The 14,245-nt window shown below is 68.5% G+C and carries 7 protein-coding genes; 6 read left to right on the top strand and 1 reads right to left on the bottom strand.

From position 1 onward, the window contains the following. The first annotated feature begins 59 nt into the window (after positions 1–59). From HCX50_RS03970 to HCX50_RS03960, 3 genes are all read left to right on the top strand, one after another. On the top strand, positions 60–6,848 hold the full coding sequence (locus HCX50_RS03970) for a DUF7927 domain-containing protein (RefSeq protein WP_167633091.1): 6,789 nt from the start codon (positions 60–62) through the stop codon (positions 6,846–6,848). 175 nt (positions 6,849–7,023) lie between these two features. Continuing rightward, positions 7,024–8,568, top strand: coding sequence for an FGGY family carbohydrate kinase (locus tag HCX50_RS20015; protein WP_167633090.1), 1,545 nt, complete (start codon positions 7,024–7,026; stop codon positions 8,566–8,568). A 21-nt stretch (positions 8,569–8,589) separates the two neighbouring features. Further along, positions 8,590–9,600 (top strand): NAD(P)-dependent oxidoreductase, encoded by a 1,011-nt coding sequence (locus HCX50_RS03960; RefSeq protein ID WP_167633089.1) that lies wholly within the window; start codon positions 8,590–8,592, stop codon positions 9,598–9,600. A 93-nt stretch (positions 9,601–9,693) separates the two neighbouring features. Here HCX50_RS03960 and HCX50_RS03955 read toward each other — a convergent pair whose 3' ends face one another. Continuing rightward, positions 9,694–10,605, bottom strand: a complete 912-nt coding sequence (locus HCX50_RS03955) for a sugar-binding transcriptional regulator (protein WP_167381513.1) — start codon at positions 10,603–10,605, stop codon at positions 9,694–9,696. A gap of 146 nt (positions 10,606–10,751) precedes the next feature. Here HCX50_RS03955 and HCX50_RS03950 point away from each other — a divergent pair, with 146 nt between their 5' ends. From HCX50_RS03950 to HCX50_RS03940, 3 genes are read left to right on the top strand one after another with little or no spacing between them, the layout of a single operon-like run. After that, positions 10,752–12,047: an MFS transporter gene (locus HCX50_RS03950; RefSeq protein WP_091028198.1), complete on the top strand. Its 1,296-nt coding sequence runs from the start codon at positions 10,752–10,754 to the stop codon at positions 12,045–12,047. 27 nt (positions 12,048–12,074) lie between these two features. After that, positions 12,075–12,701, top strand: a complete 627-nt coding sequence (locus tag HCX50_RS03945; RefSeq protein ID WP_091028200.1) for a class II aldolase/adducin family protein — start codon at positions 12,075–12,077, stop codon at positions 12,699–12,701. Positions 12,702–12,713: 12 nt separating this feature from the next. Continuing rightward, entirely contained in the window at positions 12,714–14,237 is a 1,524-nt protein-coding gene (locus HCX50_RS03940) for an aldehyde dehydrogenase family protein (RefSeq protein WP_167633088.1), read from the top strand. The last annotated feature ends 8 nt before the right edge of the window (positions 14,238–14,245 follow it).

The raw sequence follows: 14,245 nt of genomic DNA, 5'->3' as shown, positions 1-14,245 counted from the left end.
GTCCATAGGGGCGCGCCCCGCGAGTCCGCACGGACCTCGCCCGACACGAAGAGGTTCTGATGACCGACAAGTCCCGCAACAGGCGCGCCCGGCAGAACCCGCACTCTCTGAGGAGCCGCTTCACGGCCGCGGCCGTCGCCCTCACCGTCGGTGTGCTCGGGGCGCTGAGTCCCCTGGCCGCTGCGCCAGCGCAGGCCGAGTCGAATGCACCGAACACGGTGCTCATCGGCGAGAACACCTTCTATGTGTACGCCGCCGCCGGCGACGTCGTCACAGCAGAGTTCATCGCCAATGATCTCAATCCGACGCAGGGACAGACCTTCACCCTGACCGACCCCTCGGGCGCCGTGCGCTGGACCTGCGACCTTCCGCCGGCCACTGCCCCGGAAACCGTCTGCACCGTGCCGGCCGGCATGACCGGTCCCGGCGGGGTATGGCTCCTCGAGACGGACGGAATCGGGGCGGAGACGCCGAACTGGCCGGCGGGGTCGGGAAACGACACGCGATGGGACATCACCGTGCTCTCCGGCGGCGCACCGATCGAAGGTCGAGTGTGGTCGAAGCAGTACCGCGCGTACAGCTCATTCACTCCGGGATCGGGCACCGCCTTCCCCAACTCCGACCTCGGTTTCTGGGTCGTGTCGGAGAACGGCTCGCAGTACACCGTGGAGATGCCCGTGTTCAACGGTGGTGGCTGGAGCTTCAGCAGCGATGCCTTCGGGAACGTCGTCGACCCGGCGCTCTGCACCCCGGCCTACCGATCGCTCGCGCAGACGAGTAACTCGCCCGAGCATCAGGGTCCTGGCCCGGAGTGCGGGCCCGGCTACAACCTCTTCTTCGAACCCCCGGCAGCCGACCTTCCCGGGTTCGCTTCGTCGGCCGATGGGAACGAGTTCGTCAATCCCGATTACGTCACTCCGAGCTTCGATGACACCACGTACACGCGTACCAACGCTCTTTCGCACGCCGGAGCGCTCTCGTATGACCTGAGTAATTTCACGGGCAACTACGTCGTGCGGGTCGATGTCGACGGAAACGGCTCGTACACGGATCCTCTGGATGTCGCTCTCCCCCAGTCGGGAACGGACGGCACCGTGAGCGCTCCGTGGAACGGTCGGGACTCCGCCGGCACGCTCGTCGACGTCTGCACGACGGTGAACTTCGAGGTGGCGATCGAGAAGACCGACGAGATCCACTTCGTGCTCGGCGACGTGGAGACTCTGCCCGGCGGCATCCGCATCACGCAGATCGTCGGGTCGAGCGCCGGAAACGACACCATCTATTGGGACGACACCGAGGTTCCGTTGTCGGGTGTGGGCCCTAAATCCACGACGAGCACTCCGGTCGTCAATCTCGCCGGTCTCAGCAGCGCCGGCTTCATCCACGGGTGGGCATCCACCGGCACGAACCAGTGGGGCAACTTCGCGGCCATCGACAACTGGGCCTACGGCGACATCGACGTCAGCGCGCAGGCGTCTTCGCCCGGGAACTGCCTGACGCTGACGAAGACATCCGACGCCACCATCGACACCCGTCCGGGTGACGATGTGGAGTACACCATCACCGCGACCAACACCGGTGAGGAGCCGTACACCGCGGCGAACCCGGCGGTCGTCACCGATGACCTCACCGCCGTCCTCGACGACGCCACCTACAACGGTGACGCCACCGCGACGATGCCGGGCACTATCGCCTACGCGGCTCCCGATCTGACCTGGACCGGCCCGCTCGCGGTGGGCCAGAGCGTGGAGCTCAGCTACACGGCGACGGTCGAGGCGGGGGGAGACGGCATCGCCCGGAACGTGGTGTTCAGCGGCACGCCGGATACCCCGACCCCGGCGTGCAACCCCCCGAACGGCGACGGGGTCGACCCCACCACCGGGATCGCCTGTGCCGAGGCGGAGTTCCTGCTGCCGAAGCTGTCGGTCACCAAGGCTGCCGACACGACCGAGCTCCCTGCGGACGGCGGCGTGGTCGAATACACGATCACGGCCACGAACACCGGACCCGGTGCCTACACGGCCGCCGAGCCCGCCCGCGTGACCGACGACCTCAGCGCCGTTCTCGACGACGCGACCTTCGGAGGGATCACCTCGCCGACCGACGGCTCCGCCGAGCTGGTCGGGGACGAACTCACCTGGGTCGGCCCCCTCGCCTCCGGCGAGAGCGTCACCATCACGTACACGGCGACGTACGACTCCGCCGCGGGCGACAACGTCCTGTACAACATCGTCTGCATCCCGACGGACGAGGCGGCCGCAGGGCAGGACGACTGCGCGAGCGTGCGCATCCCGGCGGCAGAACTCGTGATCGACAAGACGGTGGATCCCGAGTCGGGCACCGCGGTCGACGCGGGTCAGGTCGTGACCTACACCCTCTCGTTCGCGAGTGTGGGCGAGGCAGCGGCGGCAGTGGACAAGGTCGACGACCTGTCCGACGTGCTCGACGACGCGGAGTTGGTCGCGGGCTCGATCACGACCTCGAACCCGGGGCTGACGGCAGAACTCCAGGGCACCGACCTGATCGTCGCGGGCTCCGTCGCGGTCGGCGAGACGTATACCGTGACGTATTCCGTGACCGTGGGTGCGTTCGCAGACCAGGAGAACCATGTTCTGGCGAACGTGGTGCAGAACCCAGACGGGTCGTGTGATGTCGAAGGATGTCCGGAGACGGAGAACCCGATCCGTCATTTCGTCGTCGAGAAGGACGCGGATGTGACGACGGGCGTGCAGACCGATGATGTCGTGACGTACACGGTCACCGTGACGAACGACGGTGAGGGTGCCTATACGGCGACCGAACCGGCCGGTTTCACGGACGACCTGACCGATGTGATCGACGATGCGTCCTACAACGGTGATGCGGCCGCGGTGGCGTCGGACGGATCGACGGTGCCGGCTCCGACGGTGGCCGGTGCGGTTCTCGCCTGGTCCGGACCGCTTGCGGCCGGCGAGTCGGTGTCGATCACCTATTCGGTGACGGTGACGAACGCCGGCGACGCCGATCTGGTGAACACGGCGACGCCCGTGTGCGCACCGGGCGTCATCTGCGATCCGGTCACACCGCCGGTGGACATCGACCTGCCACGGATCACTCCGGAGAAGTCGTCCGATCCCGCCTCGGGGACGGGGGTCGTCGCGGGTGACGTGATCACGTACTCGCTGACGTTCACGAACAGCGGCCAGGCCGCCGGTGACATCGCATCGACCGATGATGTGTCGGAGGTGCTCGACGACGCGGAGGTCACGACCGACCCGACGGCGGATGTCGCGGGCATCACGGCGACGTTCGACGCGGGCGCGGGCGAGATCCGCATCGAGGGGGCGCTCCCCGCCGGTGCGACGGTGACCGTGACCTATCAGGTGACCGTGTTGGCGGACGGTGAGCGCGGCGACAACATCCTCACCAACGTCGTCACCCCGGATGTGCCGCCATACGTATGCGATGACAGCGACCCGGACTGCGACCCGTTCGTGCCGCCGAGCACGGAACACCCGGTCGGGCAGCTCGCGGTGGACAAGACGGTGGACCCGGAGTCGGGCACTTCGGTGGACGCGGGGCAGGTGGTGACCTACACCCTGTCGTTCGAGAGTGTCGGTGCCGCGGCATCGGCGGTGGACAAGGTCGACGACCTGTCCGATGTCCTGGACGACGCGGAGTTGGTGGCGGGGTCGATCACGACGTCGAATGCGGCGCTGACCGCAGAGCTCCAGGGCACGGATCTGGTGGTCACCGGGTCCGTTCCCGCCGGAGCGACGTACACGGTCACCTATTCCGTGACCGTGAGTGCGTTCGCCGACCAGGAGAACCACGTTCTGGCGAACATCGTGCAGAACCCGGATGGATCGTGTGGTGTCGAGGACTGCCCCGAGACGACGAACCCGATCCGTCATTTCGTCGTCGAGAAGGCCGCGGATGCGACCACGGGCGTGCAGACGGGCGATGTGGTGACGTACACCGTCACCGTGACGAACGACGGTGAGGGTGCCTATACGGCGACCGAGCCGGCCGGGTTCACGGACGATCTCACCGACGTGATCGACGATGCGTCCTACAACGATGATGCGGCCGCAGTGGCGTCGGACGGATCGACGGTGCCGGCTCCGACGGTGGCCGGTGCGGTTCTCGCCTGGTCCGGACCGCTTGCGGCCGGCGAGTCGGTGTCGATCACCTATTCGGTGACGGTGACGAACGCCGGCGACGCCGATCTGGTGAACACGGCGACGCCCGTGTGCGCACCGGGCGTCATCTGCGATCCGGTCACACCGCCGGTGGACATCGACCTGCCACGGATCACTCCGGAGAAGTCGTCCGATCCCGCCTCGGGGACGGGGGTCGTCGCGGGTGACGTCATCACTTACACGCTGACGTTCACGAACAGCGGCCAGGCCGCGGGCGCTGTGGACTCGACCGATGACCTCTCCGCGGTGCTCGACGACGCGGAGGTCACGACGGACCCGACCGCGGACGTCGTGGGCATCACGGCCACGTTCGACGCGGGCGCGGGCGAGATCCGCATCGAGGGGTCGCTCCCCGCCGGTGCGACGGTGACCGTGACCTATCAGGTGACCGTGTTGGCGGACGGTGAGCGCGGCGACAACATCCTCACCAACGTCGTCACCCCGGATGTGCCGCCCTACGTGTGTGGTGACAGCGACCCGGACTGCGACCCGTTCGTGCCGCCGAGCACCGAGCACCCCGTCGGCCAGCTCGCGGTGGGCAAGACGGTGGACCCGGCATCCGGCACGGCTGTGGAGGTCGGGCAGGTCGTGACCTACACGCTCACGTTCGAGAGTGTCGGTGCCGCGGCATCGACGGTGGACAAGGTCGACGACCTGTCCGACGTGCTCGATGACGCTGCGCTGGTCGCCGGTTCGATCACGACGTCGAACGTCGCGCTGACCGCGGTACTGCAGGGAACCGATCTGGTGCTCACCGGATCCGTGCCCGCCGGCGCGACGTACACGGTCACGTATTCGGTGACCGTGAGCGCATTCGCCGATCAGGAGAACCATGTTCTGGCGAACGTGGTGCAGAACCCGGACGGATCGTGCGGCATCGAGGACTGTCCGGACACCTCGAACCCGATCCGCCACTTCTCGGTCGAGAAGGCTGCGGATGCGACGGCGGGCGTGCAGACCGGTGATGTGGTGACGTACACGGTCACCGTGACGAATGACGGGGAGAGCGCGTACACGTCGTTCGTACCCGCGGGTTTCACGGATGACCTCACCGATGTGATCGACGACGCCTCCTACAACGGCGACGCTGCAGCGGTGGCGTCGGATGGATCGCTGGTGCCGGCTCCGACTCTGGAGAGTCCCGTTCTCGCGTGGTCGGGTCCGATCGCCGTCGGCGAGTCCGTATCGATCACCTATTCGGTGACGGTGACGAATGCCGGTGACGATGACCTGGTCAACACCGCGACACCGGTGTGCGCGCCGGGTGTCGTCTGCGATCCGGTGACACCGTCGGTGGACATCGAGCTGCCGCGGATCACTCCCGAGAAGTCGTCGGACCCGGTTTCGGGGACGACCGTCGTGGCCGGCCAGATCGTCACCTACACGCTGACGTTCACCAACAGCGGCCAGGGCGCCGGCGATGTGGCGTCGACCGACGATGTGTCGGCGGTGCTCGACGATGCCGAGGTCACGACAGAGCCGACGGCGGATGTCGCCGGCATCACGGCGGCCTTCGATGCGGACGCGTCGGAGATCCGCATCGAGGGTTCCCTCCCCGCGGGCGCCGTCGTCACGGTGACGTATCAGGTGACGGTGCTGCCCGACGGAGACCGCGGCGACAACATCCTCACCAACGTCCTCACCCCGGACGCCCCGCCCTACGTGTGCGACGACAGCGACCCCGACTGCGACCCGTTCGTGCCGCCCCGCACCGAGCACTTCATCGGCGAGCTGCGCGACTGGAAGACGGTCGACCCGGCTTCCGGAGGCACGGTCGTGCCCGGTCAGGTCGTGACCTACACGCTGCACTTCGAGAGCGTTGGCACCGGGTCGATCACGGTCGACCGCGAGGACGATCTCACGGCCGTGATCGATGATGCGACCGTCACGTCGGATCCGGTGAGCTCCGATGAGTTGCTCGCCGTCTCCGGGATCGTCGACGGGCGCTTCGGGATCACCGGAGCGCTCGAACCCGGAGATGCCGTGACCGTCACCTACCAGGCCACGGTCAACGCGGACGGTGAACGTGGCGACGATCGCCTGTCGAACTACCTCCTCGACCCGGACGCAGCCCCGCCGACCGAGTGCGTCATCGCCGAGGGCGAGGAGTACCCGGACTGCACGGTCGATCACGTCAGCAGCGTGGTGGTCGTGAAGTCGGCCGACCCCGCCTCGGGAACCGAGGTGGAGGAAGGGCAGCAGGTGGAGTACACCGTGACGTTCCGCAACGTCTCGACCGACCCGGATGCGGCGGGTGCAGACGTGGACTACACCGATCACCTGGATGACGTCCTCGACGATGCGACACTGACCCGCGGACCCCAGGGGTCGACGGAGGCGCTGGCCACGGCGGTCGAGGGGCAGACCATCCGCATCACGGGCTCGGTCGCATCCGGAGGCACGGCCACCGTGACATACGTGGTCACGGTGCAGCCGTGGGCGGACCAGGGGAATCACAGCCTCGGCAACGTGATCGCGGTGACCGGTGAGGAACCGATCTGCGTCGACGGGAACGGCCTGTGCACCACGCACCCGCTGGGTGAACCGGATCCACTCGCGGTGACCGGTGGCCAGGTCGCCGGCGCCGTCGTCGCGGCCGGTGTCGTTCTGCTCGTCGCCGGCGGGCTCCTGGTGGCGATCCGCCGCCGACGTCAGTCGATCGAGTAGCGTCGCGCTCGTCCTACCCGGGTGCCCGCCTTCCGGCCGGCACCCGGGTTCGCGCGCGTGCTCTGGGCCGAGGCGCCGTGTCCGTGGCCCTGCCGACCCCCGCCGTTGCGCTCTGCGGACACCGAGCTATACTGAACAATAGATCACCAGCCCGCACTATTGTTCGGAGTTCAGTGTGCAGAGCCGCACTCGCATCATCCTCGGCGTCGACGCCGGCACCACATCGGTGAAGACCGTCGCCTTCGACCTCGACGGTCGCATCGCGAGTGTCTCCCGCTCGAGCGTGCGCGTGCAGCGTGCTGAGGACGGGCGCGCCGAAGCCGACATGAACCACATCTGGGATGCCGCGGCCACCACGATCGCGGCGGTGGTCGATGACATCGGCGACGCGGAGATCATGGCGATCGGCGTGACGGGTCAGGGTGACGGCGCCTGGCTGGTCGATGCCGACGGTCGGCCCGTCGGTCCCGCAGCCCTCTGGCTCGACGGGCGCGCTCACGAACGCCTCGATGAGTGGCTGGATGACGGACGCGCGGCGGCCGTGCACCAGGCCACCGGCTCTCCCCTCTTCTCCGGAGCGCTGCCGATCCTCGTCGACGAGCTGATGGCGGCGGATCCGACCCTGCGGGAGCGGGTCACGACGCAGCTGAACTGCAAAGACTGGCTGCGCTTCAAGCTCACCGGCCGCCGTGCGACCGATCCCAGCGAGGCCTCGCGCACCTACCTCGACACCGCGACGGGGGCGTACGCCGAAGAGCTGTTCCCCGTGCTCGGGCAGGAGCACGTGCGCGAATACCTGCCGGAGGTGCTCGATCCGCAGCAGATCGCCGGCCGGCTCGAGCCGAGAGTCGCGGCAGCACTGGGTCTCCCGGAAGGATTGCCCGTCGTCGTCGGAGTCGTCGACACCGCGGCTGCCGGCATCGGACTCGGCGTGCTCGACGACGGCCGCGGCTACGCCATCCTCGGCACGACGAGCCTCGTCGGCATCAATCACGCCTCGCGTGCCGACGTGCGCAGCGAATCGAGCATCGTGCTCGCCACCGGTCGAGGGAGCCAGGTTCTGGAGTCCATGGCCCCGATGACCGGTACCCCCAACCTCGACTGGGTGCGCGCCACGCTCGGCCTCGCGGACGAGGACTGGGTCGTCGTCGAGAAGCAGGCCGTCGCGGTCGCACCAGGCAGCGGGGGCGTGATCTACCTCCCGTACGGCGCCCCGAGCGGCGAACGGGCTCCGTTCTTCGCCCCCGACGCCTCGGCATCCTGGCTCGGGATGAGCGTCACCACGACGGCGGGCCAGCTGCTGCGGAGCGTCTACGAGGGCTTGGCCTTCAGCCTGCGCGAGTCCACCGACGCACTGGGGCTCGACGGCCCGCTGCTCGTCTGCGGAGGAGGCTCCGACTCAGACCTCCTGTGCACGATCCTGGCCGACGTCCTGGCACGCGACATCGTGCGTCAAGACGAACCGGAGGTGGGCGCCCGCGGGGTCGCCACGCTCGCGATGGCAGCGATCGGACTCGCGGACGACCTGCACGACGCGTCGCGCCGACTGACGCCGTCGACGACGACCTTCTCGCCGGACGCCGCCCGCACCGCGCTGTACGACGACGCGTATGCGCTCTTCCTCGCGACGCGCGATGCCCTGCGCCCGCACTGGGGCGGACTCCGCCGCCTGCGCGACAGCGCCGAGCAGCATCCCGCCCCCGAATCCCCGGCTCACTGACCACCACCTGAAAGAAGACACATGACTGAAACGTCCCGCCCGAAGGTGCTCATCACCGCTCCGTTCGATGCCGGCATCGCCGATTCCCTCGCCGACGCGTTCGACGTCACTCTGGTCGACCCGACCATGGACGGCGGATCCCTCGCCGACCGCGGCGTCGACGACGCGCTCGCTGCGGCGGATGTCGTGATCGCCGAGCTCGACGTGGTCGACGAGAGCGCGCTCGCGAAGGCGCCCGACCTCAAGGCCGTCGTCTCTTGCCGCGCCAAACCGGCGAACGTCGACCTCGACGCCTGCACGGTTCGGGGTATCCCGGTGTTCACGACCCCGGGTCGCAACGCCGAGGTCACGGCCGACCTGAGCTTCGCCCTGCTGCTGGCCACCGTGCGCAAGGTGAGCCAATCGGAGCGCTGGCTGCGGGCCGGCAACTGGACCGAGGACGACGTGTTCGAGCCCTACGAGGTCTTCCGCTCGATCGGGCTCGGCGGCCGCACGCTCGGCATCCTCGGCGGCGGGGCGATCGGCCGCCGGATGGTCACCCGTGCCCGCGGATTCGGTATGACCGTCAAGGTGTACGACCCGTTCCTCGCCCCCGATGCGTTCGGAGACGAGGCCAGCGTCGTGCCCCTCGACGAGGTGCTCTCGACCTCCGACATCGTCACCGTGCACGTGCCCCTGATGCCCGAGACCGAGGGACTTCTCGGTGAGCGCGAGCTCGCCCTCCTCCGCCCGGACGCCTATCTGATCAACGCCGGCCGTGCGGCGATCATCGACGAGCAGGCGCTGATGGCCGTCCTGCGCGACGGCCGGATCGCCGGTGCCGGCTTCGACGTCTACTACCAGGAGCCGCTCCCGCAGGACCACGAGCTCTTCACCTTCGACAACGTCACGCTGACGCCGCACATCGCGGGCGCCTCGGATGACGTCATCGTCGAGCACTCGCGCATCGCTGCGGCGGCGCTGCGGGGGTGGCTGAGCGGGCAGCGCGTTCCCGGAACCGCGAACGAGAAGGCGCTCGCCGCGGTCGTCTGAGCGTCTAAGCGTCTGAGCGTCTGAGCGTCTGAGCGTCTGAGCGTCTGGGCGCGGGGAGCGGACCGTGCGTCGCACGGTCCGCTCCTCAGCGCCTCAGTCGAGCAGCGCCGTGACGGTGTTCGAGTCGGTCACGAGCATGTTCACCATGCCGCTCGAGAGGGCGGTGCGCACGGCGTCGAGCTTCGCCGCGCCCGCCGCGATCGCGAGGCGGTGCGGGATGGCGCGCAGCTGATCCAGGTCGAGTCCGACGACGCGGGAGTCGAGCTCGCCGCGGACCGGTGCTCCGTTCGCATCGAAGAAGCGCCCGCCGATGTCGCCGATCGCTCCGGCTTCGAGAAGCGCGGCTCGTTCGCGCTCGCTCAGCGATCCGAAGAGCAGTCCGCGGCTGTCGTGGGTGCTGCCGATTCCCGCGATCAGGGTGCTGGCCTCTGCCGCTCGTGCGAGCACCTCGCGCACCCCGGGGTCGGCGTAGGCACTCTCCGCGGCCTGCGGCGTCGCGGCGACGAGAGGTGCGGGGAGGTGGAAGGCCGATCCGTCGGTGCGGCGTGCCAGCGCGAGGGTGAGCTCGTGCGGGTTGGCACCGTTCGCGAGACCACTGCTCGATCCGGTGAGGGGCACGAAGCGGGCGCCGAGCGGTCGGGCGGGGAAGGCGTCGACCACGGCGGCGACCGCCGTGGAGAGGCCCATGGCGACCGTGGTGTCCTTGTCGATGACACTCGCGAGCGCCTCCGCGCCGACCGTCGCCATCGCGCGGGAGGCCTTCGCCGGATCGTCCACACTCGGGGCGATCCAGGCCTGGCGCAGTCCGTAGCGGCTGAGCAGCGCCTGCTCCTCGGCGGCGAACAGCGACTCCTCCACGTGCACGATGATCTCGACCATGCCGCTGTCGCGGGCCTCGGCGAGCAGTCTCGTCACGCGGACGCGGGACAGGCCGAGTGCGTCGGCGATCTCCTGGTGCGTGAGCCCCAGTTCGTAGTACATGCGCGCCACGCGACCCATCAGCATGCTGAACATCCTCCCACGCCGACTCCTCCGGTCCTGCTTGACAATTCCGCGACACGTGCCCAAGATGTCCATGGGCATTCGTTCACGATGCTGAACAAATGTACACCACATCCCGAAATCTCTACGCGCTCAACGAGGAGACACCCATGGTCACCCCCGCATCACCTCCCGCCGAGGGCCGCTTCGCGCGCCTCCTCAGCTCTCAGGGCATCTCGCGGCCCATCGCCTGGGGCTTCGTCGCCCTGACGATCTTCATGATCGGCGACGGCATCGAGGCCGGCTTCCTCTCGCCGTACCTCGACGAGCGCGGCTTCGACGGCAGCCAGATCGCCCTGCTCTGGTCGGTCTACGGCATCGTCGTCGCCGTGGCCGCCTGGCTGAGCGGCGCGCTGGCCGAAGCCTGGGGGCCCAAGCGCGTCATGATGCTCGGCTTCGGCATCTGGGTCGTCTTCGAGGTGCTCTTCCTCGTGTTCGGCGTCATGGCCGGCAACTTCGAGATCATGCTCCTCGCCTTCGGAATCCGCGGGCTCGGATACCCGATGTTCGCCTACGGGTTCCTGGTCTGGGTCACGATCGACACCGATGAGCACGTGATGGGCCGCGCCGTCGGCTGGTACTGGTTCTTCTCCACGCTCGGACTCGGCGTCCTGAGCTCGTACTTCGCCGGAGCCGTCATCCCGATCATCGGCGAGCTGGCCACGCTGTGGATGGCGCTGGCCTTCGTCGTCGTCGGCGGAGTGATGGTGCTCGTACTGCTGCGCAACCCCGTGACCAAGAAGGTCACCGTGGCCAGCAGCGTCAAGGGCGTCGTCAGCTCCCTCACCATCGTCGCGACCAACCCGAAGGTGGGCGTCGGCGGCGTGGTCCGCATCATCAACACGCTCTCCTTCTATGCGTTCGTCGTGTTCCTCACGACCTACATGGTCCGCGACGTCGGCTTCGACCTCGCCCAGTGGCAGATCATCTGGGGCACGATGCTCGCCGCGAACGTGGCCGCGAACCTGCTCTCCGGCTACCTCGCCGACTGGATCGGGCGCGTCAACGTGGTCGCCTGGGCCGGTGGCATCGGATGCTTCGTCACGGTTCTCGCGCTGTTCTACGTCCCCACCCTCATCGGGCCGAACTTCTGGATCACGATCTCGATCGCCTTCGTCTACGGTCTCGCGCTGGGCATGTTCGTGCCGTTGTCGGCGATCGTCCCGCTGCTCGCCCCGAAGAACAAGGCCGCCGCGGTCGCCATCCTGAACCTCGGCGCCGGCCTCAGCCAGTTCATCGGGCCGGTCATCGCCGGCCTCGCCGCACCCGTCGGCGTCGAGGGCACGGTCTGGATCATCGCCTCGCTCTACCTCGTCGGTTTCGGCCTGACGTTCCTGCTGAAGACGCCCAAGGATGCGGACGACGCGGTCTCGGCGAGCCCCGCCCCGACCGCCGTCACCGCCTGAATCCCCCACCCTGACAAGGAGTCACCCATGACCACGCGTGTGGAATCACTCATCGAAGAACTCTCGGCCGTCGGCGTCGACATCGTCGCCCGCGGGCTTGCCCTCGCCTCCGGAGGCAACATCTCGGCGCGCATCGATGAGGACACCTTCGTGGTCACGGGCTCCGGCACCTGGCTCGACAGGCTCACGCCCGAGGACTTCTCGGTCATGAGCCTGTCGGGCGAGGTCGTCAGCGGCTCGCCGAGCCCGTCGAGCGAGTGGAAGCTGCACCAGCGCAGCTACGAGACACGAGCCGACGTCAACGCCGTGGTGCACGTGCACCCGCAGCACGCCGTGCTCCTCAACGCCCTCGGTCACGATGTGCGTCTGATCACCCTCGACCACGCGTACTACGTGCGCTCGGTCGGGACCACTCCGTACTACCCGAACGGATCGGACGAACTCGCCGACTCCGCCGCCGAGCAGGCCGCGCATCACGACTGCATCATCATGGGCCACCACGGCTGCTCCGCCCTCGGCGACTCCGTGAGCATGGCCTTCCGCCGCGCACTCAACCTCGAGGAGGCGGCCACCGCGACCTACCGCGCGCTGCTCCTCGGCGACACCGAGTCCGCCTTCCCCGCCGAGGCGCTCGCCGCCCTGCACCACGCCTGAACAGGAGCCGCGATGACGACCGTCCCCACGCACATCAGCATCGATCCCGATATCAGCGAGGCGACGAAGCGCTTCCTCGCCCAGCCTCCCCGCCTGCTCATCGACGGGGAGCTCGTCGAGGCGCACTCCGGACGCACCATCGACATCGTCGACCCGGGCACCGGTGCCGTCATCGCTCGCTCGGCCGCCGCCGACGCCGTGGACGCCGACCGTGCGGTGCAGGCTGCGCGTCGCGCCTTCGCCCCGGACGCCCCCTGGCGGAAGATGAGCGCGCTCGATCGCGGACGGATCATCCTGCGTCTCGCCCGGCTGCTCGAGGAGCGGGCCGACGAGTTCGTGGAGCTCGAGGTGCTCGACGGCGGCAAGCTCAAGAGTGCCGCGGCGAGCGTCGACCTGCCGCTCGCGATCAACCACTTCGAGTACTTCGGCGGCTGGCCGTCGAAGATCGAGGGCAACACGATCCCCGTGTCCGTGACGGACGCGATGGTGCGCACCGAGCGGGTCCCGGTCGGGGTCGTTGCCCAGATCGTGCCCTGGAACTACCCGCTGCTCATGGGCGTGTGGAAGATCGCTCCCGCGCTCGCCGCCGGCTGCACCATCGTCATGAAGCCCGCCGAGAACACCCCGCTCTCCCTGCTGCGTCTCGGCCAGCTCGCCCTCGAAGCCGGTATGCCCAAGGGCGTCCTCAACATCCTCACCGGATACGGCGCCGAGGCCGGCGAGGCGCTGGTCGACCACCCCGACGTCGACAAGGTCGCCTTCACCGGATCGACGGCTGTGGGCACGCGCATCGCCCAGCGTGCCGCGCCGATGGTGAAGCGGGTCACGCTGGAGCTCGGCGGCAAGAGCCCCAACATCATCTTCGACGACAGCCCGGTCGAAGAGGCGGCGGCCGCCGCGGCCAGCGCGATCTTCTTCAACGCCGGTCAGGCCTGCGCCGCGGGCTCGCGGCTGTACGTGCAGAAGCGCTCGTACGACGACGTGGTCGGTCGGCTCGCCGACATCGCCTCGTCGATGACGGTCGGCCACGGCTTCGATCCGTCGGCGCAGATCGGACCGGTCATCTCCACCCGCCAGCACGAGCGCGTGCTCGGCTACATCGACGGCGCTCAGGAGCAGGGGGCGACGGTCGCCGCGGGAGGATCCGCCTTCCCCGACGCCGCGATCCCCGGGGGCTACTACATCCGTCCCACCGTGCTGACCGACGTGGATGACACCTTCACCGCCGTGCGTGAAGAGATCTTCGGCCCCGTCGTGGTGGCGCAGCCCTTCGACGACATCGACGAGATCGCGCGCCGGGCGAACGACTCGCCCTACGGCCTCGCGGCGGGCATCTGGACGCGGGACATCGGCAAGGCGAATCGGCTCGCAGCGCTCCTGCAGGCGGGAACCGTCTACATCAACATGTACGGTGCGACCGATGCGGCCGCCCCCTTCGGCGGATTCAAGATGTCGGGCTACGGCAGGGACATGGGCCATGCCAACCTGGAGTCGTACCTGGAGACGCGCACGGTCTGGACCAACCTGGCCCACTGATGTCGCCG

Source organism: Microbacterium sp. B19(2022) (genome assembly GCF_012030385.1).
GTDB lineage: Bacteria > Actinomycetota > Actinomycetes > Actinomycetales > Microbacteriaceae > Microbacterium > Microbacterium oxydans_B.
The sequence above is the reverse complement of the archived record's forward strand: the minus strand, read 5'-3'. Positions and strand labels throughout refer to the sequence as shown.

Bases quoted from the DNA above. Each gene is read 5' to 3' on its own strand.
- HCX50_RS03970 (WP_167633091.1), top strand. From the start codon at position 60: ATGACCGACAAGTCCCGCAACAGGCGCGCCCGGCAGAACCCGCACTCT.
- HCX50_RS03960 (WP_167633089.1), top strand. From the start codon at position 8,590: ATGACTGAAACGTCCCGCCCGAAGGTGCTCATCACCGCTCCGTTCGAT.
- HCX50_RS03955 (WP_167381513.1), bottom strand. From the start codon at position 10,605: ATGCTGATGGGTCGCGTGGCGCGCATGTACTACGAACTGGGGCTCACG.
- HCX50_RS03950 (WP_091028198.1), top strand. From the start codon at position 10,752: ATGGTCACCCCCGCATCACCTCCCGCCGAGGGCCGCTTCGCGCGCCTC.
- HCX50_RS03945 (WP_091028200.1), top strand. From the start codon at position 12,075: ATGACCACGCGTGTGGAATCACTCATCGAAGAACTCTCGGCCGTCGGC.
- HCX50_RS03940 (WP_167633088.1), top strand. From the start codon at position 12,714: ATGACGACCGTCCCCACGCACATCAGCATCGATCCCGATATCAGCGAG.